The organism is Pseudomonas sp. NPDC087697 (genome assembly GCF_044743155.1).
Taxonomy (GTDB): Bacteria; Pseudomonadota; Gammaproteobacteria; order Pseudomonadales; family Pseudomonadaceae; genus Aquipseudomonas.
In genome coordinates this window covers 50,719-76,468 of record NZ_JBIUVW010000028.1, presented here as the reverse complement: position 1 = coordinate 76,468, position 25,750 = coordinate 50,719, and the positions used below count along the sequence as shown (strand labels likewise).

23 protein-coding genes are annotated in these 25,750 nt (G+C 60.1%); 6 read left to right on the top strand and 17 right to left on the bottom strand.

Annotation, left to right across the window (positions count from 1 at the left end; all coding sequences use genetic code 11):
* From ACIPIN_RS18855 to ACIPIN_RS18810, 10 genes are all read right to left on the bottom strand, one after another.
* On the bottom strand, positions 1–1,044 hold a 1,044-nt coding region (locus ACIPIN_RS18855; protein WP_401120869.1), incomplete at its 3' end, for an ATP phosphoribosyltransferase regulatory subunit.
* Between the two features lie 317 nt (positions 1,045–1,361).
* On the bottom strand, positions 1,362–2,231 hold the full coding sequence (gene hflC, locus ACIPIN_RS18850) for a protease modulator HflC (RefSeq protein WP_401120868.1): 870 nt from the start codon (positions 2,229–2,231) through the stop codon (positions 1,362–1,364).
* A complete protein-coding gene (gene hflK, locus ACIPIN_RS18845) occupies positions 2,231–3,397 on the bottom strand; it encodes an FtsH protease activity modulator HflK (RefSeq protein ID WP_401120866.1) in 1,167 nt (388 codons plus the stop codon). The genes hflC and hflK overlap by 1 nt, the downstream gene beginning before the upstream one ends.
* A 96-nt stretch (positions 3,398–3,493) precedes the next feature.
* Positions 3,494–4,795: a ribosome rescue GTPase HflX gene (gene hflX / locus ACIPIN_RS18840; RefSeq protein ID WP_401120865.1), complete on the bottom strand. Its 1,302-nt coding sequence runs from the start codon at positions 4,793–4,795 to the stop codon at positions 3,494–3,496.
* A 12-nt stretch (positions 4,796–4,807) separates the two neighbouring features.
* Positions 4,808–5,068 carry an RNA chaperone Hfq gene (hfq, locus tag ACIPIN_RS18835; RefSeq protein WP_019691505.1) on the bottom strand — a complete coding sequence of 87 codons (261 nt, stop codon included), beginning with the start codon at positions 5,066–5,068 and terminating at the stop codon, positions 4,808–4,810.
* Between the two features lie 93 nt (positions 5,069–5,161).
* On the bottom strand, positions 5,162–6,133 hold the full coding sequence (miaA, locus tag ACIPIN_RS18830) for a tRNA (adenosine(37)-N6)-dimethylallyltransferase MiaA (protein ID WP_401120863.1): 972 nt from the start codon (positions 6,131–6,133) through the stop codon (positions 5,162–5,164).
* Positions 6,133–8,028 (bottom strand): DNA mismatch repair endonuclease MutL, encoded by a 1,896-nt coding sequence (gene mutL / locus ACIPIN_RS18825; protein ID WP_401120873.1) that lies wholly within the window; start codon positions 8,026–8,028, stop codon positions 6,133–6,135. Before mutL ends, miaA begins: the two co-directional genes overlap by 1 nt.
* Positions 8,029–8,036: 8 nt before the next feature.
* Positions 8,037–9,473, bottom strand: coding sequence for an N-acetylmuramoyl-L-alanine amidase (locus tag ACIPIN_RS18820; RefSeq protein ID WP_401120862.1), 1,437 nt, complete (start codon positions 9,471–9,473; stop codon positions 8,037–8,039).
* The gene (gene tsaE, locus ACIPIN_RS18815; RefSeq protein WP_401120860.1) at positions 9,474–9,944 is read right to left on the bottom strand and encodes a tRNA (adenosine(37)-N6)-threonylcarbamoyltransferase complex ATPase subunit type 1 TsaE; all 471 of its coding nucleotides are present in this window, start codon (positions 9,942–9,944) and stop codon (positions 9,474–9,476) included.
* On the bottom strand, positions 9,932–11,431 hold the full coding sequence (locus tag ACIPIN_RS18810; RefSeq protein WP_401120858.1) for an NAD(P)H-hydrate dehydratase: 1,500 nt from the start codon (positions 11,429–11,431) through the stop codon (positions 9,932–9,934). Before ACIPIN_RS18810 ends, tsaE begins: the two co-directional genes overlap by 13 nt.
* Positions 11,432–11,494: 63 nt before the next feature.
* Between ACIPIN_RS18810 and queG the strand changes: the two genes are divergently transcribed.
* The gene (gene queG / locus ACIPIN_RS18805; protein ID WP_401120856.1) at positions 11,495–12,571 is read left to right on the top strand and encodes a tRNA epoxyqueuosine(34) reductase QueG; all 1,077 of its coding nucleotides are present in this window, start codon (positions 11,495–11,497) and stop codon (positions 12,569–12,571) included.
* A 40-nt stretch (positions 12,572–12,611) separates the two neighbouring features.
* Here the strand turns inward: queG and ACIPIN_RS18800 are convergent, their stop codons facing one another.
* The 3 genes from ACIPIN_RS18800 to orn form a co-directional block, all read right to left on the bottom strand.
* Positions 12,612–13,676 carry a Fic family protein gene (locus ACIPIN_RS18800; RefSeq protein WP_401120854.1) on the bottom strand — a complete coding sequence of 355 codons (1,065 nt, stop codon included), beginning with the start codon at positions 13,674–13,676 and terminating at the stop codon, positions 12,612–12,614.
* 167 nt (positions 13,677–13,843) lie between these two features.
* A complete protein-coding gene (locus ACIPIN_RS18795) occupies positions 13,844–14,455 on the bottom strand; it encodes a trimeric intracellular cation channel family protein (RefSeq protein WP_401120852.1) in 612 nt (203 codons plus the stop codon).
* A gap of 167 nt (positions 14,456–14,622) precedes the next feature.
* Positions 14,623–15,165 carry an oligoribonuclease gene (gene orn, locus ACIPIN_RS18790; RefSeq protein WP_123423793.1) on the bottom strand — a complete coding sequence of 181 codons (543 nt, stop codon included), beginning with the start codon at positions 15,163–15,165 and terminating at the stop codon, positions 14,623–14,625.
* 107 nt (positions 15,166–15,272) lie between these two features.
* Here orn and rsgA point away from each other — a divergent pair, with 107 nt between their 5' ends.
* Positions 15,273–16,304 (top strand): small ribosomal subunit biogenesis GTPase RsgA, encoded by a 1,032-nt coding sequence (gene rsgA, locus ACIPIN_RS18785; protein WP_401120850.1) that lies wholly within the window; start codon positions 15,273–15,275, stop codon positions 16,302–16,304.
* A gap of 96 nt (positions 16,305–16,400) precedes the next feature.
* On the opposite strand, the gene motB is transcribed toward rsgA, so the two are convergent.
* Complete coding sequence (motB, locus tag ACIPIN_RS18780) at positions 16,401–17,441, bottom strand: flagellar motor protein MotB (RefSeq protein WP_401120848.1); 1,041 nt, start codon at positions 17,439–17,441, stop codon at positions 16,401–16,403.
* A gap of 3 nt (positions 17,442–17,444) precedes the next feature.
* A complete protein-coding gene (gene motA, locus ACIPIN_RS18775) occupies positions 17,445–18,296 on the bottom strand; it encodes a flagellar motor stator protein MotA (protein WP_401120846.1) in 852 nt (283 codons plus the stop codon).
* 166 nt (positions 18,297–18,462) lie between these two features.
* On the opposite strand from motA, the gene ACIPIN_RS18770 reads away from it, so the two are divergent.
* The 3 genes from ACIPIN_RS18770 to asd are packed head-to-tail and all read left to right on the top strand — an operon-like array spanning position 18,463 to position 21,739.
* Positions 18,463–20,001: an HDOD domain-containing protein gene (locus tag ACIPIN_RS18770; protein WP_401120845.1), complete on the top strand. Its 1,539-nt coding sequence runs from the start codon at positions 18,463–18,465 to the stop codon at positions 19,999–20,001.
* 43 nt (positions 20,002–20,044) lie between these two features.
* Positions 20,045–20,869: a rhodanese-like domain-containing protein gene (locus ACIPIN_RS18765; RefSeq protein ID WP_401120843.1), complete on the top strand. Its 825-nt coding sequence runs from the start codon at positions 20,045–20,047 to the stop codon at positions 20,867–20,869.
* Positions 20,870–20,878: 9 nt separating this feature from the next.
* Positions 20,879–21,739 (top strand): archaetidylserine decarboxylase, encoded by an 861-nt coding sequence (gene asd / locus ACIPIN_RS18760; protein WP_123423801.1) that lies wholly within the window; start codon positions 20,879–20,881, stop codon positions 21,737–21,739.
* Between the two features lie 137 nt (positions 21,740–21,876).
* On the opposite strand, the gene serB is transcribed toward asd, so the two are convergent.
* Complete coding sequence (gene serB / locus ACIPIN_RS18755; protein ID WP_019691491.1) at positions 21,877–23,091, bottom strand: phosphoserine phosphatase SerB; 1,215 nt, start codon at positions 23,089–23,091, stop codon at positions 21,877–21,879.
* 133 nt (positions 23,092–23,224) lie between these two features.
* On the opposite strand from serB, the gene ACIPIN_RS18750 reads away from it, so the two are divergent.
* Positions 23,225–24,760 carry an AhpA/YtjB family protein gene (locus ACIPIN_RS18750; RefSeq protein ID WP_401120842.1) on the top strand — a complete coding sequence of 512 codons (1,536 nt, stop codon included), beginning with the start codon at positions 23,225–23,227 and terminating at the stop codon, positions 24,758–24,760.
* A 251-nt stretch (positions 24,761–25,011) separates the two neighbouring features.
* Here the strand turns inward: ACIPIN_RS18750 and ACIPIN_RS18745 are convergent, their stop codons facing one another.
* Positions 25,012–25,719 (bottom strand): membrane integrity-associated transporter subunit PqiC, encoded by a 708-nt coding sequence (locus ACIPIN_RS18745; RefSeq protein ID WP_401120840.1) that lies wholly within the window; start codon positions 25,717–25,719, stop codon positions 25,012–25,014.
* Positions 25,720–25,750: the final 31 nt, after the last annotated feature.

The window sequence follows — 25,750 nt, the reverse complement described above, 5'->3', positions numbered from 1 at the left end:
CTGCCAGAGTGCTGCATCCGTACTGTCAGGCATCCAGATACCGCCAGACGGTAGCTCGATTTCAGCACGCCCCAGGGTCACCAGGGTTTTCAAATCGGTAGAGAAGCCAGTGGCCGGACGGGCGCGACCGAAATCGGCGCCGATGTCGTCGTAACGACCGCCCTGAGCGATGGACTGGCCAACACCCGGTACAAACACTGCGAACACCACACCGGTGTGGTAGTGGTAACCGCGCAACTCGCCCAGATCGAAGTACAGCGCAAGTTCCGGGAAACGCACGGACAAACGCTCGGCAATCGCCAGCAAGTCATCCAGCGCCGTCAGAACAGGCGCCGGTGCATTGGCCAGACGTTCACGAGCGGCAGCCAGCACTTCACGGCCGCCACACAGATCAACCAGCGCCCGCAACATGCCCGACAAATCGGCGGGCAGGCCTTCGGTCAAGATAATGACCTCATCGATGGCCTTGCGTTGCAGGGCATCGAACAACTGTTGCTCGACTTCACCGGACAAACCGGCGGCACGCGCCAGGCCACGGTAGATGCCGACATGACCGAGGTCCATGTGCACATCCGGCACGTCGGCCAGTTGCAGCATGGCCAGCATCAGGCTGATGACTTCCACGTCGCTGCTCGGGCTGGCATCGCCGTACAACTCGGCGCCCAGCTGAATCGGGCTGCGCGAGGTCGACAACGCCCGCGGCTGCGCATGCAGCACACTGCCGGCGTAGCACAGACGGCTCGGACCTTCGTGACGCAAGGTGTGCGCATCGATGCGCGCCACTTGCGGCGTAATGTCGGCACGGAAACCCATCTGCCGACCCGACTGCGGGTCGATGACCTTGAAGGTCCGCAGATCGAGGTCCTGGCCCGCGCCAGTCAGCAGGGATTCCAGGTACTCGATATGCGGGGTCACGACGAACTCGTAACCCCAGCTCTGGAACAGATCCAACACCTGACGACGCGCAACTTCAATGCGCGCCGCCTCTGGTGGCAGTACTTCTTCGATGCCATCTGGCAGCAGCCAGCGGTCTACCGTTGCCATTACGCCATTCCCCTATGATCCGGGCGGCCAGCCCTCGGGCTGGCCTTGAGTGAAGCAGAAAATGTCCGACCCATACGCATAAGTCGCGCGCATGGACGACGCGGCGATCGGCCTGGAATCGGCCTCGCCAAACACTTTCCTCGAAAAACCTGTCGAGTCGTTCAACCCGAGTCTTGCAATAAAAAACCGCAATCAAACGTGCAGACGCAAAAAAGCCGGGAATTTCCCGGCTGCCGCATCATACACACGTTTTCCCAAAGGATCACCCCGCGAGAGGCTTTAGCCGCCCGGCGGGGTTCCTTGAGATCAGTGTTGGATCAAGGTTTGGCTTTTTCCAGATAACGGAAGAAGTCGCTGCTTGGGTCCAGAACCATGACGTCGGTTTTGTTCGCGAAGCTTTCACGATAGGCACGCAGGCTACGGTAGAAACCGTAAAACTCCTGGTCCTGGCCGTAGGCCTTGGAGTAGATCGCAGCGGCCTGGGCATCACCGTCACCGCGAACCTCTTCAGATTCACGATAGGCTTCAGCCAGCAGTACGCGGCGCTGACGATCGGCGTCGGCACGGATGCCTTCTGCCAGCTCGTTACCCTTGGCACGGTGCTCGCGCGCTTCACGCTCACGCTCGGTGCTCATGCGCTCGAACACGCTGCGGTTCACTTCCTTCGGCAGATCGATGGCCTTGACCCGAACATCGACAACTTCGATGCCCAGCTCTTTTTCCGCCATCTTGTTCAGCGAAGCAGTGATGTCCGCCATCAGCGCGTCACGCTCACCGGAAACCACCTCGTGCAGGGTGCGCTTACCAAACTGGTCACGCAGGCCAGATTCCAGACGACGCGAGAGGCGTTCATCAGCAATCTGCTTGAGGCCGGAGGTCGCGGTGTAGAAACGCTCGGCATCCTTGACGCGCCACTTGGCGTAGGCATCAACCATGACGGCTTTCTTTTCCAGCGTCAGGAAACGCTGTGTCGGTGCGTCCAGCGTCATCAGGCGTGCGTCGAATTTACGCACCTGGTTAACGTAAGGCACTTTCACATGCAGGCCCGGCTGAACATCGGCCTGAACCACGCGACCGAACTGCAGCAACACCGCACGCTCGGTCTGAGCCACGATGTAGAAGCAGTTCCAGGCAGCGATCGCCACGACGACGCCGACAATAAGGGCGATCAGCGATTTATTGCTCATCAGCGACTCTCCCTGGTACGTGCTGGCTGCTGCAGATCAGTTGCCGAACGCGTATGCCCTTCATTGCTGGTCGCGGCCGCGCTGGTTACCGGCGCCGCACCACTACGACCACTGTCGATCATCTTGTCCAGCGGCAAGTACAGCAGATTGTTCTGGCCATTCTTGTTGCCGGTCACGAGAACCTTGCTGGTATTGCTGAAGACTTCCTGCATCGTGTCCAGGTACAGACGCTGACGAGTGACTTCCGGCGCCTTGCGATATTCGGCGACCAGTTTGGTAAAGCGATCTGCCTCACCCTTGGCGCGCGATACCGTTTCGTCGCGGTAACCGTTGGCATCTTCAATGATGCGCTGGGCCTGACCACGGGCTTCCGGCACGACGCCGTTGGCATAGGTTTCCGCCTGGTTGCGCGAACGCTGCTCATCTTCACGAGCGCGGATCACGTCATCGAAGGCTTCCTGGACTTCACGCGGTGCCGCTGCGCTCTGAACGTTGACCTGAGTGACGGTGATACCGGTGCGATAGGTATCGAGGAAGCGTTGCAGGCGCTCCTTGATTTCGCTGGCCATCAATTCACGACCTTCAGTCAGCACCTGGTCCATGGCGGTGGAACCCACCACATGGCGCAAGGCGCTCTCGGTCGCGTGTTGCAGACTGATTTCCGGCTGATCGACGTTCAGCACGAAATCCTGCAGATTGGTGATCTTGTACTGCACGGTCAGCGGCACTTCGACGATGTTTTCGTCTTCAGTGAGCATTTGACCCTGCTTGGTGTAGGCACGCTCACGCGTGACGTTTTCCATGTACTTGCGATCGATCGGCGGGAAGTAGATATTCAGACCCGGGCCGACGGTTTCGTAGTACTTGCCGAAGCGCAGCACCACGGCCTGCTCCTGCTCGTCGACTACATACACCGCGCTGTACAGCCAGACAGCCGCCAGCACGACAAGGCCGATGCCGAGCAGGCCGTAACCGCCGCCCCTGCCCGAACCACCGCCATCGTCACCGCGTTTCTTACCACCACCGAACAACCCATTCAGGCTTTCCTGCAGCTTTCGGAAGGCCTCGTCGAGATCTGGTGGCCCCTTGCGGTCGCCATTATTGCGGCGCTTACCACCCCAAGGATCCTGATTATTCGAGTTGCCACCCGGCTCATTCCAAGCCATAGCGCTCTCCATCTGATAAAGCAAAGACGCACCCACGGCGCGCCGACCAATGCTACAGAATGCCTGCCACAGCGGCACAACCGCTTTTTCAGGCTTTTATTGCAAAGTGTGTTGCTCGATGAATTCCAACGGCTGCATTCCCTCGCGGCTCACCAGTCGATTGAGTTCGACTCGCGGCAAACGAACGGCCAGCAAACAGATGCCTTCTTCGTCGTGTTCTTCTTTCTGTACGGCGCCGAGCGCAAAGAACTGCGCACGCAGTCGAGCAAAACGCTGCGGCAAGCGCAAGGTGCCGACGAACAAATCGTCGCCCAGCAACTCCGCAATAGCCTGTTTGAGCAGATCCAAACCCTGACCGTCACGCGCCGACAACCAGACCCGCTGCGGCTTGCCGTCGGCATCACGCTGGATCTGCGGCTCTACGCCCTCGAGCAAATCGAGTTTGTTATAGACCTCCAGGATCGGCAAGTCTTGTGCACCGATCTCGCCGAGCACCAGCATGACCTGTTCGATCTGAGCCATACGTTCCGGCTCATGGGCATCGATCACATGCAGCAGCAGGTCAGAGTTGCTCGACTCTTCGAGCGTAGCCCGAAATGCCTCGACCAGCTTGTGCGGCAAGTGACGAATGAAACCCACGGTGTCGGCCAGCACGATCGGACCGAGGTCGGCGAGTTCGAGTCGGCGCAAGGTCGGGTCGAGGGTGGCGAATAACTGGTCCGCCGCAAACACATCGGAATCGGTGACCGAGTTGAACAGCGTCGACTTGCCGGCGTTGGTATAGCCCACCAGCGAAACCGAAGGGATATCCGCACGCTTACGGCCACGACGAGCCTGGTCACGCTGGCTGCGGACCTTTTCCAGACGACCCTTGATCTGCCGCAGGCGAACCCGCAGAAGACGCCGGTCGGTTTCCAGCTGGGTTTCACCCGGGCCGCGCAGACCTATACCGCCTTTCTGCCGCTCAAGGTGAGTCCAGCCGCGAACCAGCCGCGTACTCATGTAATCAAGCTGGGCCAATTCGACCTGGAGCTTGCCTTCATGGGTGCGGGCGCGTTGGGCGAAGATATCGAGAATCAGGCCCGTACGGTCAATCACGCGACACTCGAAAACACGTTCGAGGTTACGTTCCTGACTGGGCGTGAGGACGGAATTGAAAATCACCAGATCGACCTTCTCGGCTTTGACCTGGTCGCGTAATTCCTCGACCTTGCCACTGCCAATCAGGTATTTGGCGGTTGGCCGATGACGCGGCACGTTAACAAACGCGACGGTCTCGGCGCCGGCCGAAATTGCCAACTCCTGAAACTCCTGCGGATCTTCGCGCGCCTCAGGGTCCTGACCATCCAAGTGAACGAGAATGGTTCGCTCACCACCACCGTGGCGCTCAAAGAACAAAGGAGACTCCTATCAGGCGTTACCTGGCTCAGCGTCAGCTTGTTCGGATTCGGTTGCGCTAGGCAGACGAATTGGACGAACTGGCACCACTGTAGAGATAGCGTGTTTGTAAACCATCTGGCTGACGGTATTTTTCAGCAGGATAACGAACTGGTCGAACGACTCGATCGTGCCTTGCAGTTTGATCCCGTTGACCAGATAGATGGAAACCCCAACTTTCTCTTTACGCAATGTATTCAAGTAAGGGTCTTGTAGCGAATGCCCTTTTGACATGTGCCGCACTCCTTTAAGGATTCAATAATAAAAATAGGTAAAAAAATGGCTTAGGCCGTCACACCCCCAAGGATAGACGGCAATTGCAAGGACTCAGCTCAATATGGAGACCGTTCCCAGGTATTTCAAGGCGCGTGGCAGATTGTCGCAATCGAGGCTGTCCAACCAATGTAAATCAGCCCAACTGCGTAGCCAGGTGAACTGGCGCTTCGCCAATTGGCGCGTGGCAATGATCCCACGCTCCTGCATCTCGGCTGACGTCAGCTTGCCATCCAGGTAATCCCAGACTTGTCGGTAGCCTACAGCGCGTATAGACGGCAACCCTGCATGCAGGTCACTTCTTTTACGCAGGGCTACGACCTCGTCAATGAATCCCTGTTCCAACATTTGTGTGAATCTTTGTTTAATACGCTCATGCAGTACCTGACGGTTCGCCGGAGCGATAGCCAAGTTCGCGACAGTATAGGGCAATTGTTGACGACCCGAAGCGCCTGCTTCAGTACTTTGCGCAGATTGTCGCGCGCGCAGTTCGGTCATGCTCTGACCGCTGACCCGATAAACTTCCAATGCCCGACTGAGTCGCTGCGGGTCGTTGGGGTGGATTCGCGCCGCCGACACCGGATCAATCACCGCCAACTGATCGTGCAGGGCTTGCCAGCCAAGACGTGCAGCCTCTTCCTCGATTTGCGCGCGGACCTGCGGATCGGCCGCTGGCATGTCTGCCAGACCTTCGAGCAAAGCCTTGTAATAGAGCATTGTGCCGCCGACCAGCAGCGGAATATTGCCGCGCGCAGTGATCTCGGCCATGGCCTCCAGGGCGTCCCGGCGAAAATCAGCCGCCGAATAGGCCTCGAGCGGGTCAAGAATGTCGATCAACCGATGAGGAAACTCGGCCAACAGCGCCTTCGATGGCTTGGCGGTGCCGATATCCATACCGCGATACACCAGCGCCGAGTCGACACTGATCAGCTCGCAGGGCAGGACCTTGGTCAGCTCGATAGCGAGATCAGTCTTGCCCGCAGCGGTCGGGCCCATCAGGAATATCGCTGGAGGGAGCTGGCTCATCAACGACCGCGCAAGAACAGTTTGTCCAGATCGTCCAGGCCCAATTGGGTCCAGGTCGGTCGGCCATGGTTGCATTGACCGCTGCGTTCGGTATTTTCCATGTCCCGCAGCAGACCGTTCATTTCCGGCAAGGCCAGGCGCCGGTTGGCGCGGATAGCGCCATGGCAGGCCATGGTGCCGAGCAGTTCGTTCAGGTGTGCCTGAATCCGGTCACTGGTGCCGTATTCCATCAGGTCCGCCAGTACGTCGTGGACCAGACGATTGGCCTCGGCCTGCTTGAGCAAGGCCGGGATCTGCCGGATCGCCAGGGTTTCCGGGCCCAGACGCTGAAGTTCAAAGCCCAGGCGCTGGAACCAGCTGACGTGCTCTTCGGCGCAATCGGCTTCACGCTGACTGACCGCAATCGACTCCGGCACCAGCAGCGGCTGGCCGCTCAGGCCCTCGCTGGCCATCGCGACTTTCAGGCGCTCGTACATGATCCGCTCATGAGCGGCGTGCATGTCCACCAGCACCAGCCCTTGGGCGTTTTCCGAAAGAATGTAGATGCCCTTGAGTTGTGCCAGCGCATACCCCAGCGGCGGGATATCGCCCTGGCCGTCAGGCAGTGCTGTGGCATTCGCTTCAGGCAATGGAGCAAAAAACTCACGATAGGCAGCCTGCGCTTCGGCCACCGGCACGCCCGACTGCGGGCGCGGCGTGTATTGGTACTGATAACCGGCACCCGCGCCCGAACCTGGCGCATTGAAGGTCGGTTGAGCCTGCGGCTGCTCCAGCAGCGCATTGGCCGCCAGACGCATTTCACCTTGCGGGCCGAACTCACCGGCTTCGATGCCAGTCGGCCTGACCACGGCCGTCGCGACAGGCGCGGCCAAATGGTCTTCCGGACGCACGTCGCCCAAGGCGCGGTGCAAGGTGCCGTAGAGGAAGTCATGGACCATGCGCCCATCACGGAAGCGCACTTCGTGCTTGGTCGGGTGCACGTTGACGTCGACGCCCGCCGGATCGACTTCGAAAAACAGTACGAACGTCGGGTGCCGACCGTTGAACAGCACGTCGCGATACGCCTGGCGCACCGCGTGGGCCACCAGCTTGTCGCGCACGGCACGGCCGTTCACAAAGAAATACTGCAAGTCCGCCTGGCTGCGGTTAAAGGTCGGCAACCCGACCCAACCCCACAGATGAAGACCATTGCGCTCGATCTCGATCGGCAGCGCCTGCTCCAGGAAGCCTGCACCGCAGATCGCCGCCACACGCCGGGCGCGAGCCGCGTCGTCATGGGCTTCGTGCAGGCTGAGGATGGTCTTGCCGTTGTGGCGCAGATGGAACGCCACGTCGAAGCGCGCCAGAGCCAGACGCTTGATCACTTCTTGCAGGTGATCGAATTCGGTTTTTTCGGTCTTGAGAAACTTGCGGCGCGCCGGGGTGTTGAAGAACAAGTCGCGAACTTCAACCGAGGTACCCACCGGATGGGCCGCTGGTTGAACGCGAGGCGCCATGTCCCGGCCTTCGGTCTCGACCTGCCAGGCCTGATCGGCATCCCGGGTGCGGGACGTCAGGGTCAGACGCGCCACGGAGCTTATCGATGCGAGTGCTTCACCGCGAAACCCGAGGCTCATGACCTGCTCGAGATCTTCGAGATTGCGAATCTTGCTGGTGGCATGTCGCGCCAGCGCCAGCGGCAAATCATCGGAGGAAATCCCGCTACCATCGTCGCGAACCCGCAGCAGCTTGACGCCGCCCTGCTCGACATCGACGTCGATCCGCCTGGCGCCGGAGTCGAGGCTGTTTTCCAGCAGCTCCTTGATCACCGAAGCCGGGCGCTCAACCACCTCACCGGCGGCAATCTGGTTCGCCAGTCGCGGGCTGAGCAGCTCGATACGCGCTGCGTTGTTCACCGCGTCGTTCATTCCTTGGCCGCCAGTTCGGTGCCCGGGATGTTCAGGTGCTGGCCGATTTTCAGTTCGTCGGATTGCAGGTTGTTGGCGCTGCGCAGGGTCGCAGGCGAGACCTGATAACGCACCGCGATCATCGCCAGGGTTTCACCCGGACGCACCGTATGGTCACGCGGACCTTGGGCAATCTTGCCGGAATCACGCAGCCAGGCAATGTAGGTGTCCGGTGGCGGATTCTGCTGGAAGAACTGGCGCACACCCGCGCTGATCGAACGGGCCAGCGCTTGCTGATGGCCGGACGCGGCGAGTTTCGAGGCTTCGTTGGCGTTGGAGATAAATCCGGTTTCCACCAGGATCGATGGAATATCCGGCGACTTCAGTACCATGAACCCCGCCTGCTCGACGCGCTGCTTGTGCAACGACGTGACCCGGCCAATGTTGCTCAAGACCTTCTGGCCGACGTTGAGGCTGGAGGTCAGCGACGCGGTCATCGACAGATCAAGCAGTACGCCGGCGAGCATCTTGTCCTTGTCGTCGAGGCTGACGTTGCCGGCACCGCCGATCAGGTCGGAACGGTTTTCGCTGTCGGCCAGCCAACGCGCAGTCTCGGACGTCGCGCCACGTTCGGACAAGGCGAACACCGATGCACCGAACGCTGCAGCCGATGGCGCCGCGTCGGCGTGGATCGAGACGAACAGGTCGGCGCCCTTCTTGCGGGCGATCTCGGTACGGCCACGCAATGGAATGAAGTAGTCGCCGGTACGGGTCAGCTCGGCACGGAAGCCTTTCATGCCGTTGACCTGGCGCTGCAGTTCGCGGGCGATGGCCAGCACTACGTCTTTCTCGTGCTGACCACGGGAACCGGAAGCGCCCGGGTCTTCACCGCCGTGACCGGCATCGATGACCACGATGATGTCGCGCTTGCCGGCCGGAGCAGGCGGCAGCTTGATCGCCGGCTCAACCGGAGCCACCGGCACCGCAGGCACGGTGGCAACGGTCGGAGTTGGGGTCGGCGCAGGCGGTGGCGCGGCATCGGCGGCGTTGTCAAACAGGTCGACCACCAGTCGGTTGCCGTACTGCGCATTCGGCGCCAGCACGAAGCTTTTCGGGGTAACGGCTTTTTTCAGGTCGATGACTACCCGCAGGTCGGTCGGCGTGCGCTGAGCCGAACGCATGGCGGTAATCGGAGTATTGGCGGTGGAAACATTCAGCGGCGCACCAAGGACTGCGCCATTGATGTCGATCACCAGACGATCCGGGGACGTCAGGGTAAAGACGCTGTGCTGGACCGGACCAGACAGGTCGAACACCAGTCGCGTGTTATCCGGTGCCCGCCACAGGCGAACACTGTTGACCTTTGTCGCGGCCACAGCGTCGACGGCCAGTGCCGTAAGCAGCATTCCTACGACAGCAACCAACGCGCGAAAGCGCATACCTAACCCCATCATTTATTTGAATTCCAATGCCAAAGCGGCACACCAAGACTCGCCACGCAAACCCTGGGGCGACAGATTCAGCGAACGTCCGCTGTTATGCGGGCTAATGGTAATGGTCAGGTCGGGCTTTGGCAAAAAGCCTGCACCCTTCTGGGGCCACTCGATCAGGCACAATGCATCGTCTTCGAGGTAGTCACGAATACCAAGAAACTCCAGCTCCTCTGGATCGACCAGTCGATAAAGGTCGAAGTGGAAGGCGCGGGTGTCACCGATCTCGTAGGGTTCGACCAAGGTGAAGGTCGGACTTTTTACCGCCCCAACATGCCCCAAACCACGAATAATGCCCCGCGACAGGGTGGTTTTGCCCGCCCCCAGGTCACCGTCCAGAAAGATGATGCCATGCCCTTGGGTCACTTGAGCGATACGGTTGCCCAACACCACCATGGCGTCTTCATTGGCCAGATACAGGGTTACTTCAGACACGGTGCTTGCTCCTCCAGCAACTGACGAATGGCGGGAATCAGATCACTGGCCGCCAGCCCCCGGCCAGATTTACCTTCACGTTCACCGGCGTTGGCGTGCAGCCAGACCGCCAGGCAAGCCGCATCAAACGCGTTCAGGCCCTGAGCCAGCAAGGCACCGACCAGTCCGGCCAGTACATCCCCCAGACCTGCGCTAGCCATGGCCGGATGACCTTGATGGCACAGCGCCAAACGACCATCGGGACTGGCAATCAGGCTGCCAGCGCCTTTGAGAATGACGGTGGCTGTGTATTTTTTGCTCAATGCATGGGCCGCAGCAGGGCGATCGGCTTGAACCTCGGCTGTGGAAATCCCCAATAACCGCGCCGCCTCCCCTGGATGCGGAGTGATCACGCAATCCTTCGGCAGACGCACATCACCCAGGCTCAGCAGATTCAGCGCATCGGCGTCCCAAACCTGCGGCAACGGGGCATTGGCCGCTGCCGACAACAAGCTGCGACCCCACGCGGCCTTACCCAGACCCGGTCCGACCACCACCACACTGGCTTGCCCGAGCGAGCCCATCAGCTGGTTGGCCGAGTGAGTGCCCAGGACCATGACCTCGGGAATCCGCGCCAATGCGGCCGGAATATGCTCGCCGCGGGTGGCCAGAGACACCATGCCCGCGCCGCTGCGCAGGGCACTTTGGGCGCTCAAGAGGATGGCGCCGCCGAAACCACGATCACCACCGATCAGCAAAACGTGACCGAATCGGCCTTTGTGAGCGCTCGGCGCCCGAATAGCCAGGCGCGGCAGATTGCCGGGGTTCAGGCGATAAGCGCTGACGGCACTTTCGGCGACGATCTTCGGGTCGGCTTGCAGATCGTTGAACTGCAACTCTCCCACCTGATCCGCCGCATCGCCGGTGAACAGCCCAAGCTTGAGGCCGATGTAGGTCACGGTGAGATCGGCCCGAACCGCAACGCCGAGGACTCGCCCGGTATCGGCGCACAGCCCCGATGGGATATCCACCGCCGCAACGGGCAGGCCACAGGCATTGATCGCCTCAATTGCGGCGACATAAGGTTCACGCACCTCACCGTTCAGACCGGTGCCCAGCAGCGCATCCAGCACCACGCCACGCAGCTCGATCGCGGGCGACCAGGCCTCGACGACAACCCCGGCGGCCAGCGACTCGGCATACGCCAGCGCTGCATCGCCTTGCAAGCGCGACGGTTCAGTCACCGCCAGCACCCGCACCGGCCAGCCGGCTCGCAGGGCCAGTACTGCCACCAGATAACCGTCCCCGGCGTTATTGCCGTGGCCCGCCAACACGCTGAGTTCAGTGGCCGTCGGCCAGTGCCGGACCAACGCCCGCCACGTGGCGCGAGCAGCCCGATGCATCAATTCGAAGCCCGTTGTCCCGGCCGCAATCAGCCGCGCGTCGAGCGCCCGGACCTGTGCGGCGCTGTACAGCGCGTCGGGTAAATGGTGTTTTGTCTGCGGCATGCGTCTTCGGGCTCCGATGTCTGGCAGAATTATACGCACCTCAGCTCCGGTTTCTCCTGTCTCATGCCTGCAATTACCACAGACCTTCCCGCTCTCGCCCAATCGATCAAGGACTGGGGCCGCGAGTTGGGCTTTCAACAAGTTGGCATCAGTGGTCTGGACCTTGCTGAGCATGAACAACACCTGGAGCGCTGGCTCGAAGCCGGCTACCACGGCGAAATGGAGTACATGGGTGCCCACGGCAGCAAACGCTCACACCCGGAAGAACTGGTGCCGGGCACGCTGCGGGTGGTTTCGCTGCGCATGGACTACCTGCCGGGCGACACTGAAATGGCCAAACGCCTGGGCCAACCGGAAAAAGCCTATGTCTCGCGCTACGCCCTGGGCCGCGACTACCACAAGCTGATCCGCAAACGCGTGCAGCAACTGGCAGAGAAGATTCAGCAGGTCATCGGCCCCTTCGGCTACAGGGCTTTCGTCGACAGCGCCCCGGTGCTGGAAAAAGCCATCGCCGAACAGGCAGGCCTCGGCTGGATCGGCAAAAACACCCTGGTGCTGAATCGCAAGGCCGGCAGTTACTTCTTTTTGAGCGAACTGTTCGTCGACCTGCCGCTGCCGGTGGACCCACCCCACAGCACCGAACATTGCGGGCGCTGCACGGCGTGCCTGGATATTTGCCCGACCAAGGCTTTCGTCGGCCCTTATGTGCTGGACGCTCGCCGCTGCATTTCGTACCTGACCATCGAGCTGAAAAGTGCGATCCCCGAAGACTTGCGGCCGTTGATCGGCAATCGGGTGTTCGGTTGCGATGATTGCCAGATCGTTTGCCCGTGGAACCGCTTCGCCCGCCCGTCTGGCGAAAGCGACTTCAAGCCGCGACACAACCTGGACAACGCCGAGTTGGCCGAGCTGTTCATGTGGGATGAAGAGAAATTCCTCAGCAGCACCGAAGGTTCGCCGTTGCGCCGAGCCGGTTATGAGCGCTGGCTGCGTAACCTGGCCGTGGGCTTGGGCAATGCGCCGTCAAGCATTCCCGTGCTGGAAGCCTTGAAGGCGCGTGCGGATTATCCGTCAGAGCTGGTGCGCGAACACGTGGCGTGGGCGCTCAAACAACATAAAGAGCGTGCTAAAAACACCTGAAGCCGTAATGAATTACCCTTAGGGGCGGAGCACGTCCAAGTCAGCTTTGCCCATTCGAATCAATTGCTCTTTTCCATTTGGCATTACGCCCCTTCCCCGTTGACTCAATCAGCCCTTCAGCTTTCATTGAACGCAAAACCAAACGCACAGTGTCCCGACTCACACTAGGGCAGGCTTCTTCAATCTCTGAAATTGAAAAGGCCAGTGTGCGCTTCAGTGCTTGGGCTCGGACTCGATCGCTTTTACTTCCATGGCGCTTATCGATCGTGCCGACACGCTCTTCAAATTCCTTATAGGCACGAAGAAGCGCCCCCCAGAAATAGTCGAGCCACGGTTGGACGTCATGCTGGCCTTTATGCCAACCCTGAGAACTGACCTCCAATGTTTCGTAGTAACTTTCCTTTGAACTCTCAAAAATGCGCTCAAGACTGATGAAACGACCTACGCAATAATCAAACTGATGGAGCAGCAGCAATGTAAGCAATCGAGCTACGCGACCATTTCCATCGGAGAATGGATGAATGCAAAGAAAGTCGAGCACACTCAACGGAACCAAAACCAGCGGATCAGCCAGATTCTGATCTATGGCTGAGCGATAACGCGAGACCAAATCGGTCATCGCAATCGGCGTCAGATGTGCAGCGACCGGTTGAAAGCGAATACGAGAGCTGCCATCGGCATGGCGCTCGATGATGTCGTTATTCGTCCCCTTCCAGTCCCCACCATCCTGCGGCATATAGCGATAAAGCATGTCGTGTAACTGCCGGATAACACCCTCGGAGAACGGCATACCTTCTGCGGCTTCGTGAATCAAGGACAGAGCATCACGATATCCGGCAACTTCTTGCTCAGAACGACTCTTGGGCTCGGCATTTTTGATAATGAGCGATTTCAACCGCCCCGGCGCTACCACGACACCCTCCAAACGGTTCGACGACTCGGCGGACTCGATGACTGCCAGTTGCTTTAGATCGCGAAGAATTTCTGGAGATTGCGCGACGAATAGCTGCTGCTTGCCACGGTATTCACCCAAGGCACGCAAGGTTGCTATTTGCAGTCCGTTGTAACGTAGCGCTGACAGGAAATCCGGAGTAAGTGATTGCATTATGCGTCCCGCCTTAAATGGGGTAATACTCGCCACAAATGGGGTATTTAAAGTTTTAAATACCCCATTTATCAACTTTTTTACCCCATTCAGGTAGAACAGGCCAGGCTAACTGATCGACACAATGTTACGAGCCTCAAACCCTCAGCACACCCGCCCGACTCACCTCAATGTTCGTCGTTGTAAACGAACTTGGGCATTTCCCAGTGGAAACGAATCGCCAACAAGCGCAACAGGAAGCCGCCAAACAAGGTGATCAGGATCGCCTGCTCGCCGGGTAATTGCAGATAAAGGCAGAGCATGTAGCACCACGCAGCCGCGAACGAGACGCTGGCGTAGAGCTCGCGACGGAAGATCAGCGGGATGTCGTTGCAGAAAATGTCGCGCAAGATGCCGCCGAACACCCCGGTGATCACCCCGCTGACCGACGCCACCAGCATGCCGTGGCCCATTTCCAGCGCGGTCATGCAGCCGATCAGGGTAAACGCCACCAACCCCACGGCGTCGAGCACCAGGAACAGCGAGCGCAGATGGCGCATCCAGCGTGCAGTAAAGACGGTGAACATTGCCGCGACTGAGGTCAGCACCAGGTATTCCGGGTGTTTGACCCAGGTCAGCGGGTAGTGTCCGAGCAGCACGTCACGCACCGAGCCACCACCCAAGGCCGTCACGCAGGCGATCAGCACCACGCCAAACCAGTCCATGCCACGTCGACCGGCAGACAACGCGCCGGTCATGGCTTCAGCGGTAATGGCAATCAGGTAGAGCATCAACAACATGGCGGCGGTCCTTACGAGAAGGCGCGCAGTCTAGCCATTTCGGATCGGCACCAGAAGAGGGCACTGAGCTTCGTAGGAGCTGCCGCAGGCTGCGATCTTTTGATCTTGAAAAATCAACGTCTAAAGATCGCAGCCTTCGGCAGCTCCTACGACGGGTGCGTGCATCCTTAGAACTTGATGAAATGCGTGCGGTAATGCTGCAGCTCGGCGATCGATTCGCGAATGTCATCCAGCGCCAGGTGGGTGCTGCCCTTCTTGAAGCTGTCGCGTACGTCCGGAGCCCAGCGCGCGGCCAGTTCCTTCAAGGTCGAGACGTCGAGATTGCGGTAATGGAAGTAGCTTTCCAGCGACTTCATGTGCGTATAGAGGAAGCGACGATCCTGGCAAATGCTGTTGCCGCAGATCGGCGACTTACCCTTCGGTACCCACTTCTCCAGGAAAGCGATGGTCTCGGCTTCCGCTTCAGCCATACTGATGCGGCTGTCGCGTACCCGTTGGGTCAGGCCAGAGCCACCGTGTTGACGGGTGTTCCACTCGTCCATGCCCGCCAGGATCTCGTCGCTGTGGTGAATGGCGATCACCGGGCCTTCAGCCAAGGTGTTGAGATTGCTGTCGGTGACAATGGTGGCCATCTCGATGATGACGTCGGTGTCAGGGTTCAGACCGGTCATTTCCAGATCGATCCAGATCAGATTCTGCGGGTTTTGCATGTGTCGGCTCCTCGGCGTAGGAACGCAGTTTAGCCTAGAGGACTCTCGGGGCGTGCTAAACTCGCGGCCGTTTTACCTAATCGCTGCATTATCGACACGGAACACCCATGGCCAAACGCCAACTCAATCGTCGTCAAAACTGGCGCATCGAAAAGATTCAAGGCGAGCGCGCTGCCCGCGCCGCCAAACGCGAATCCTCCGCCGTAGAAGCGCTGGAGGGTGGTGATCTTGGCCCCGAGCAAACAGGCCTGGTGATCGCTCACTTCGGCGTGCAGGTCGAGGTCGAAGCCCGCGACGGCGAACTCGCCGGCCAGGTGTTCCGCTGCCACTTGCGAGCCAACCTGCCTGCGCTGGTGACCGGCGACCAGGTAGTCTGGCGCGCCGGTAACCAGGGCATCGGCGTGATCGTCGCGCAACTGCCGCGCAACACCGAACTGTGCCGCCCCGACAGTCGCGGCCAGCTCAAGCCGGTAGCGGCCAACGTCGACATGATCGTGATCGTCTTCGCCCCGCTGCCCGAGCCTCACGCCAACCTGATCGACCGTTACCTGGTTGCCGCCGAACACGCCGGCATTCGCCCGTTGCTGCTGCTCAACAAGTTCGACCTGATCGATGAGCAGAATGCACCGGCGCTAAATGCCTTGCTGGCGGTTTACCGCACACTGGGTTACCCGGTGCTGGAAGTCTCGGCCCATCACGGCAACGGCATGGAGCTGTTGCAGGAGCAACTGGACGGGCGCATCAGTGTGTTCGTCGGTCAGTCCGGCGTCGGCAAGTCCTCGCTGGTCAACAGCCTGTTGCCGGAAGTCGAAACCCGTGTCGGCCCGTTGTCCGAGCTGTCCGGCCAGGGCACCCACACCACCACTACCGCGCGACTGTTCCACTTCCCCGGCGGCGGTGAGCTGATCGACTCCCCGGGTATTCGGGAATTCGGCCTGGGCCACGTCAGCCGTGCCGACGTCGAGGCCGGTTTCATCGAGTTCAACGACTTGATCGGCACCTGCCGCTTCCGTGACTGCAAGCACGACCGTGAACCCGGTTGTGCCCTGCTCAAGGCACTGGAAGATGGCCGCGTGCAACAGCAGCGCATGAACAGCTACCGCTCGATCATCGCCAGCCTGCCCGAAACCAGCTATTAAACAGACCGTCCAGCAGCCCTGATACTGACGGGGCTGCTGGACGCCGGTGCACCGACAGATAATAAAAAGCCGCGATTATCGCGGCTTTTTATTGGGTCACTGCTTGGGTGCCTCAGCCGGTTTGGCCGGGTCACCTGCTTTCGGTGCCGGGTTATCGAACAGGTTCAAACGCTCCCGAAGCTCATGCGCCGGCAGCGGTTCCTTGTCCGCCGGCAACGCGTTCGGATCGGCGGGTACGGCAGGCACTTCACCCGGAGCGCCCTGCCCCGGTGTCGGCGCAGGCTCGGCCCCTTGTTCACCCTCGATGGCACGCTGGGCCTTCTTGGTCAGCACGACGATGTCGATACGGCGGTTGACCGGGTTGAACGGATTTTTGCGATCGAACAACGTCGACGAAGCGTAACCCACCACCCGCGCCACTTGCTGTTCCGGATAGCTGCCCGCGACCAGCGCACGGCGAGCGGCGTTGGCACGGTTGGCCGAAAGCTCCCAGTTGCCGAAATCGCCGGTGCCCGCATAAGGCTTGGCGTCGGTGTGGCCGCCGATGCTGATCTTGTTCGGTACCGCTTTGATGGTGTCAGCCATGGCCAGCAGAATGTCTTCGAAGTACGGCTTCAAGCGCGCGCTGCCAGAGTCGAACATCGGCCGCTTTTCGGAATCGATGATCTGGATGCGCAAGCCGTCCGGGGTGATTTCGAAAAGAATCTGGTCTTTGAACTTCTGCAGCTGCGGGTTCTCTTCGACCTTGTTCTGCAATTCTTGCAGCAACAGTTCAAGGCGTTCCTTCTCGACTTCCTCGGCCATTTTTTCGACCTGGTCTGTATCGACGGTGACCTTGTCCGGTTGCGGCTGGGACTTGACCTCGGGATTGATCGTCTTGTCCGGCGCCAGCTCTGGAGAGCCGCCGAGATCAATGATGTACGGCGTGCCGCTTTCCGAGAAGCCGATCGGGTCCTTGAAGTAACCGGCAATGGCGATCTTCTGCTCTGGTGTGGCGGTGGATAACAGCCACAACACCAGGAAGAACGCCATCATCGCCGTCGCAAAGTCAGCGAAGGCGATTTTCCACGCACCCCCGTGATGCCCGCCAGCAATGCGCTTGACGCGCTTGATGATTATCGGCTGATTATTTTCCATGACTTAGCGACCGCGAACCGCTTGTTCCAGCTCAGCGAAGCTAGGACGGTGCGCCGGGTACAGAACCTTGCGTCCGAATTCCACGGCCAGCGATGGCGGCATGCCGGAAGCCGAAGCCACCAACGAAGCCTTGATGGCCTCGTAGATGTTCAGCTCTTCCTTGGCATCGTGAGCCAGGGAGTGCGCCAGCGGGCCGAAGAAACCGTAGGCCGCAAGAATACCGAAGAAGGTACCGACCAGAGCGGCACCAACGTGCAGGCCGATGGACTTCTGATCGCCCTCACCCAGCGAGGCCATGGTCACCACGATACCCAGTACCGCCGCGACGATACCAAAACCGGGCATGGCATCGGCGATACCGTTGACCGCGTGGGACGGGTGCTCCAGGTCTTCCTTGAGGCTGTACAACTCCATATCGAACAGGCCTTCAAGCTCATGCGGAGCCATGTTGCCGGAGGACATGATGCGCAAGTAATCGCAGATGAACGCGGTCATGCGTTCGTCCTTGAGGACCGCCGGGTACTTGGCAAAAATCGGGCTGGCAGCAGCGTCTTCGATATCCCCTTCAATCGCCATCATGCCTTCGCGACGGCTCTTGTTGAGGATCTCGTAGATCAGGCCCAGCACCTCCAGGTAGAAGGTGTGATTGAAACGCGAACTGAACATGCCCAAGGACTTCTTGAGCACGTGCATCGTCATGTGACCGGGGTTGGCCTGAAGGAACGCACCCAGCGCCGCACCGCCAATGATCATCACCTCGAATGGCTGAATCAGGGCGGCAATCTTGCCGTGGGAAAGCACGTATCCGCCGAGCACGCTCGCGAATACGACGATGATGCCGATAATTTTAGCCATAGGTAGGAAGGTACTTACTGAGTCGGGTTCAAGGTCATATTCGGAAGTTAAAAAATCTCTTCTTCTACTTATCGGCAAAACTGCGCCAGACTATAGCCAGTTAAGGCGAAAAGCCAATTTGGCCCGCTCCGGGCGTGTTTAATGCAGACGATGATCGCGCCCAACCATGGCTAATGAAACGACCGTTCCAACTGCTAAACCGACCACGCTCGAAGGCTGGGTCAAGCTGCTCGATAGAGTGATTTTGCCTGTGCCGCAAGCCAGCCATGACCTCGTCTGCAAGGCTATCGCCGACAATCGCAGCTCGTTGCGCGATATCGCCGAATTGATGCAGGGCAGCCCGGCCCTGGCCCTCAGCGTCATCCGCGAAGCCAATCGCCACACTCACGGCAGCATGAGCGAGCCCAGCGAGAACCTTGAGGTGGCCATCAATCGTTTGGGCCTCAAACGCACCGAAGAACTGCTCGCGCGCCTGCCCGCCCTGCCCCAGAACGAAATCCCGCCGGCTCTGCGCCAGCTGCAATTGATCAGCCAGCACGCGACCCAACAGGCCAACGGTTTTTTTGCCAGCCGCCTGGCACGGCTCTGGCAGGACATCCATTGGGGTAGCCTGCTGTTCCTCTCGCCCTTCTGGTCACTCGCACTGACCTTCCCGCAGTTGCTCGAAGACTGGGAGCTGCGGGTTCTGCACAAAGGTGAGCCGGCGAACAAGGTTGAAAAAGAGTTGTTCGGCGTGCGCCTGCTGGAACTCGGCCAGGCACTGGTGGAAATCTGGCGCTTGCCGATCTGGGTAGGGCAAGGCTATCGACTGTTACTGGATGAACAACGCGAACTGGCGAAAGTCCTGCGCATCGCCCGCGACGCCGATCACCCGTTGCGCCAGCAAAACCGTCTCGATGACGACCCGACCCTGCGCCGCTGGCTCAACCAACCGGCCAACACGGTGTTGCTGGCCAACGGTCTGGCGTTATCGGCACAGCAAGCCTGGAGCAGCCCTCACTGCCTGCGCTGGCAGTTACTGACCAGCCTCTACCTGCAAATACCGATGGATGAGGTTCAGCAGCAATTGCACCAGCAGGCCGCGCTCAGCGCCCGCAACCACGCAATGCCGGACCTCTGGCATCCGGCCGGGGCATTGCTCTGGCCGTGGGACGAGCGGCGCCTTCATCGCGGCCAACTCCCGGCGCCCGCACCGACCGCCGAGGATCTGCTCAAGTGGCGCAAACAATGTGCAGAACTGCTGGTAGAGCCGAGTCGCTTCACCAACGCCATGCACCTGACCACCTCCGCCCGCGACGCGCTGGTGGCCTGCGGCATGCGCCGGGTGATGCTGTTGATGGCCGACCGCACCCAGACTCAACTGCGCGTGCATCAGATTCATGGCCTGCCTAAAGAGGCGGCCACACTGAACCTGTCGGTCAGCCAGAGTACCGTGCTGCAACGCTTGCTCTCCCAACAGGCCCAGGTGCGTCTGACCCCAGCCAACAACGCGCAATTTTCGGCCCTGCTGCCCGCCAGCCTGCGTGCACTGTTCGGCGGCGAGCACCTGCTGCTGCGCTCACTGGTCAACAATGGCCGGGTGATCATGCTGGTCGTGGCGGATCAGGGCGGCGGTCCCTTTTCGGAAATCACCGTGCAAGCCTTTGGCAAAACCGCACAGTGCATCGAAAAAGCCCTGAACAGCTTTACCACCCGCGGCCAATAGCTGTTGCGCTACAATCCTCCCCTTTGTGCTCTGGAGACCTCACATGTCTGACTTCTCTGGCTTGTCGCTGGTGATCGAACCGAGCGACCTGCTCGCTCGTCTCGACGCTCGCGAACTGATTCTGGTCGACCTGACCAGCAGCGCCCGCTACGCCGAAGGCCATATTCCCGGCGCGCGCTTCGTCGACCCCAAACGTACTCAATTGGGTCATGCGCCTGCGCCGGGCCTGATGCCGCCACTGGCTGCGCTTGAAGCCTTGTTCGGCGAACTGGGGCATAACCCGGACGCGGTCTACGTGGTCTACGACGACGAAGGTGGTGGCTGGGCCGGACGCTTCATCTGGCTGCTGGATGTCATCGGCCACAATAAATATCACTACGTGGACGGCGGCCTGCTGGCGTGGCTGGCGGAAGGCTTGCCGGTTTCGACCGAGGTTCCAGCGGCCGTCGGCGGCCCGGTCGCGCTGACCCTGCACGACGAACCCACCGCCACCCGCGAATACCTGCAAAGCCGTCTCGGCGCCACCGATCTGGCAATCTGGGACGCGCGCGGGCCGCTGGAGTATTCCGGCGAAAAGGTGCTCGCGGCCAAGGGCGGACACATTCCCGGCGCGGTCAATTTCGAATGGACCGCGGGCATGGACAAGACGCGTAACCTGCGCATCCGCACCGACATGCCGCAGATCCTCGAACAGCTCGGGATCAGTAAAGACAAAGAAGTGATTACCCACTGCCAGACCCACCACCGTTCTGGCTTCACCTATCTGGTGGCCAAGGCGCTCGGTTATCCGCGAGTCAAAGGCTACGCCGGCTCCTGGGGCGAATGGGGCAACCACCCCGACACGCCTGTTGAGATTCAAGGTTCTTAAGGACAGTTAATGAAAAAGCGTTTGTTTATCCTCAGTCAGTACCTGCTGCCCCATCACCTGCTGTCGCGTCTGGCCGGTTGCATTGCCGAATGCCGCGTGCGCTGGTTCAAGAATGCCTTCACCGCCTGGTTCGCCAAGCGCTATCAGGTGGACATGTCGCAAGCACTGGTCGAAGACCTGACCGCTTACGAACACTTCAACGCGTTCTTCACCCGCGCCTTGAAAGACGGCGCACGCCCACTGGACCAGACCCCTGGCGCGATCCTCAGCCCAGCCGACGGCGCCGTCAGCCAGCTCGGCCCGATCGAGCACGGCCGCGTGTTCCAGGCCAAGGGCCACAGTTTCAGCGTGCTGGAATTGCTCGGCGGCGACGCGGCGAACGCTGCGCCGTTCATGGGCGGCGATTTCGCCACTATTTACCTGTCGCCGAAAGACTACCATCGCGTACACATGCCGCTGGCCGGCACCCTGCGCGAAATGGTCTACATCCCGGGCCGGATCTTCTCGGTCAACCAGACCACCGCGGAAAACGTTCCGGAGTTGTTCGCCCGCAACGAACGCGTCGCGTGCATCTTCGACACCGAGCGCGGGCCAATGGCCGTGGTATTGGTCGGTGCGATGATCGTTGCTTCGATCGAAACCGTCTGGGCCGGGCTGGTGACGCCACCCAAGCGCGAACTGAAAACCTTCCGCTACGACGAAGCTGCCCGTGCGCCGATTCACCTGGAGAAAGGTGCGGAGCTGGGTCGCTTCAAGTTGGGTTCGACGGCGGTCGTACTGTTTGGCCCGGATCAAGTGAAGTGGGCTGAAGAGCTGGCGGCTGGTTCGCCAGTGATGATGGGCCAAGGCATGGGCTCACCAAAAGCCTGATCTGTACGGACAACTAATGTGGGAGCGGGCTTGCTCGCGAAGAGGTCATAACATTCAGTATCTATACTGACTGTTACACCGCCTTCGCGAGCAAGCCCGCTCCCACAAAGGCCTGCATTCACTCAGGCCATCCGGTGTTACAGCTGACCGTCGCGGTCTCTGAAGCCCAGCAGATAAAGCACGCCATCCAGACCCAGGGTCGAAATCGCCTGCTTGGCCGACTGTTTAACCAGCGGCTTGGCACGGAACGCGACACCTAAACCTGCAATCGCCAGCATCGGTAAATCGTTGGCACCGTCACCGACAGCAATAGTCTGCTCCAGACGCAAGCCTTCCTTGTGCGCCAGTTCACGCAGCAAATCGGCTTTGCGCTGTGCATCGACGATTGGCTCGACGGCCACGCCGGTCACTTTACCGTCGACCACTTCCAGCTCGTTGGCAAACACGTAGTCGATGCCCAGCTTGGCTTGCAGCTGCTTGGCGAAGTAGGTGAAGCCGCCCGACAGAATGGCGGTCTTGTAGCCCAGACGCTTGAGTTCGGCGAACAAGGTTTCAGCACCTTCGGTCAGGCGCAGAGAAGCCCCGATCGAGTCCAGCACGCTGACGTCCAACCCTTTGAGCAAGGCCAGGCGCTCCTTGAAGCTAGCGCGAAAATCCAGCTCACCGGCCATCGCCCGCTCGGTAATTTCCGAAACCTTCTCGCCCACCCCGGCCGCCTTGGCCAGTTCGTCGATGACTTCGGCTTCGATCAGGGTCGAGTCCATGTCGAACACCGCCAGACGACGGTTGCGACGGAACAGCGAATCTTCCTGGAAAGCGATGTCGACGTTCAGTTCCTGCGCGACGCTGAGGAATTCGGCACGCAGGGCCTGCGGATCAGCCGCTTCACCGCGCACAGAGAACTCGATGCAACCCTTGCCCTTGTCCGCTGGAGTGTCCAGCGGCATACGCCCGGACAAACGGTCGATATGATCGATGTTCAGCCCGTACTTGGCGGTGATCGAACTCACGCGCTGCAACTGCTCGGCCGTCACTTTGCGGGTCAGCAAGGTCACAATGTGGCGCTTCTTGCCCTGAGCACCGACCCACTGCTGGTAATCCTCCTCGGACACCGGCGTGAAACGCACCTGTTGCCCCAGCTCGTAGGCCTTGAACAGGATGTCCTTGAGCACCGACGAACCCTGTTCGGTGTCGGGAATTTCAACCAGGATGCCGAACGACAAGGTGTCGTGGATCACCGCCTGACCGATGTCGAGAATGTTCACACCACCCTGGGCCAGTACACCGGTAATGGCCGCAGTCAGACCCGGACGGTCGACTCCCGTGATGTTTATCAGGACGATTTCGCGCAAGGCGCACCCCCGCAAGTGGAAAAAACCGCATTCTACCCACTTTCAGTGACCATCGGGCACAGCCAAAGCTTTGCCGGTCTGGGGCCTGTCGCTATACTGCGCCTCAACTTCACGGACAAAAGAGCCGAGCTCAGTGAACCGGCCTACGCCAGTCAAAACCGATAACTTCTTTCTGCTGATCTTCCGGGCACTGCGCCACCGCCGTGTCCCGATTGCATTGCGCATTGCCAGCCATAACGTGATCCTGGTCGCATTGGCCCTGGTGATCTACGCCTGCGTGATGGGTCTGCAGTTCAAACAGGCCATGCACGAGCAAGCGGATGCCCTCGGCCAGAGCCTGACTACCCAGACGGCGATGTCAGCGACCGAACTGTTGGTGTCCAACGACATCCTCAGCCTCAACGTGTTGCTGAATAACCTGACCAAGAACCCGTTGGTGGCTCACGCAGCTATTTATAGCGTGGACAACCGGATTCTTGCCGAGGCCGGGCAGCGTCCCAAGCATGGCTTGCTCGGCGAAGCCGAAGGCATGTACGAGAGCAAGATCACCTTTCAGGACGTGACCGCCGGGCAGCTGCGGATCAGCCTCGACATGGCGCAATTCGAACAGCCGATGACCATCAGCCTGCAAAGCATGGGCATTCTCAGCGCTATCCTGTTGGCCTTGTCCCTGGCCTTGAGCCTGCGCCTGGGTCGGCACATCTCCACGCCGCTGCTGCAATTGCGGGTGTGGCTGCGCGACATTGACGAACACACCCCGGCGACTGATCGCCAGGATGAGATCGGCGATCTCGCCCGCCAGCTGCACAGCAGTTTTGCACCCGAACGGGTCGAACCTGAACCGGTGCCGGAGCCTGAATTCGACGATTACGACGACACCGAAGAGGCCGAGCCGACCTTCGAAGTACGTAACCTGCGCGACCCGAGTTTCGACGAGAGCGCTCCGGTGGCGGGCCTGAAAGCGGCACCACGACACCAGATCAGCGCTGAAGAAGACGAACTGGACGAAGAAGATCCGTTTGCCGACCTTCGCGACACCGCTGCCGCCCCGGTTGCCAAGCCGCAACCCAAGCCTGCGGTCCCGGCGCAACCACAGCACAGCGCGGTATTGGCAGTGCAACTGGGTGCTCAGGATCAACTGCGCCGCCTGCCGCGTGCGCGCCTGACCGAACTGCTGGAACGTTATCGCGACTGCCTGGACCAGGCCGCGTCGCTGTATCAAAGCGAACTGCATACCCTGAATGACGGCAGCACGCTGATGCTGTTCCACAGTGAAGACAGCGGTGACGACTACCTGACCAACGCTATTTGCTGCGGTGAGTTGCTGCGCGCGCTCGGCCATCAGTTGCAGATCGAAGTCGCCGACAGCGGCATCACCCTGCAATTGCAGTTGGGCCTGACCTTGGGCGATGAGCTCTTCGGCCTCAGCCAGATTGATCTGCTGCTGACCGAAACCGCTCAGGACGCCCTCGCCCTGTCCCAGCACAGCCGCAACCTGCTGCTGGTAGAGCGCAAGATCAGCGACGACGTGCTGATCCGCCAACGTGCACGGATTCGCCCGATTGCCAGCCCGGAAGGTGCTTGCTGCGTTGAGCGGTTGATGGAGCCTTATCCATCGATGCTGGAGCGACAACTGGCGCGCATGCATGAGACACGCGCCAAAAGCTGAACCCGGCCAGTGAACCAAAAAGCCCGCAGATGAGTGATCGTCTGCGGGCTTTTTGTTGCCTACTCCAACGCCTTCGCGAGCAAGCCCGCTCCCACATTTGACCGAGGGTGTTCACACATGGTGTGTTCACAGAGGATCCATGTGGGAGCGGGCTTGCTCGCGAAGAGGCCATCAGCAGCGCTAGAGAGCTCCAACCGTCAGAAACAACAAAGCCCGCATCTATGCGGGCTCTGCCTTGAATCAATTCAACCCTAGAACCTGAACACTTCCATGTCCGTGCGAATCGGTGAAGCCATCGGCATCTTCGGTTTTTCCGGACCTGCCGGCGCCACAGCCTTGGGCGCAGGTTTACGCGGTACGTCGACAATCGGTGGCTGATTGGCCAGCGGCTTGAGCGCGGCCGACAGTTGCTCGGCCAAGCGTTGCAGCAACACACCCTGGGCCTGTACCTGCGCAGCTGTACCACTCGCATGTTGCTCTTGCAGGTGAACAATGCGGTTGTCACGCACCTGGCCGCGACGGTCAATCAAGCGCCACTGGGCATCGAGGATCGCCGGCTGCGACTCACCCGAATCCAGGCGAGTGATCGACAGCAAAACCTGTACATCCGGGGTGAAACCCAGGGTCGCCGGCGCCAGTACTACGCGCTGGCTGTCCAGATGGCCGGCCACCTGACGCAATAGAAGCTGATTGATGTCCGAAGACAGGCTGCCTGCCCAACGACCGTCGGTGGACGCTTGCAGGCTGCCATCAGGCTGGCGCTGCAACAGGGTTTCACGCTGCAGGTAATCGGCGATCGATACCGGGCCCAGCAAAACAGCCATGCCCGCGCTTTGCGCAGGCTGAGCCGGACTTCCGCTGTCCAGCTGATACAGCGACACCGGCTGGTGAACGCTGCAACCCGCCAGGCCAAGAAAGCCTGCGAGCAACAAAATTAGAGGAAGGCGCAGAACAGTCATCATCCCATCCAAGTGACGGCCACGTGGCCGG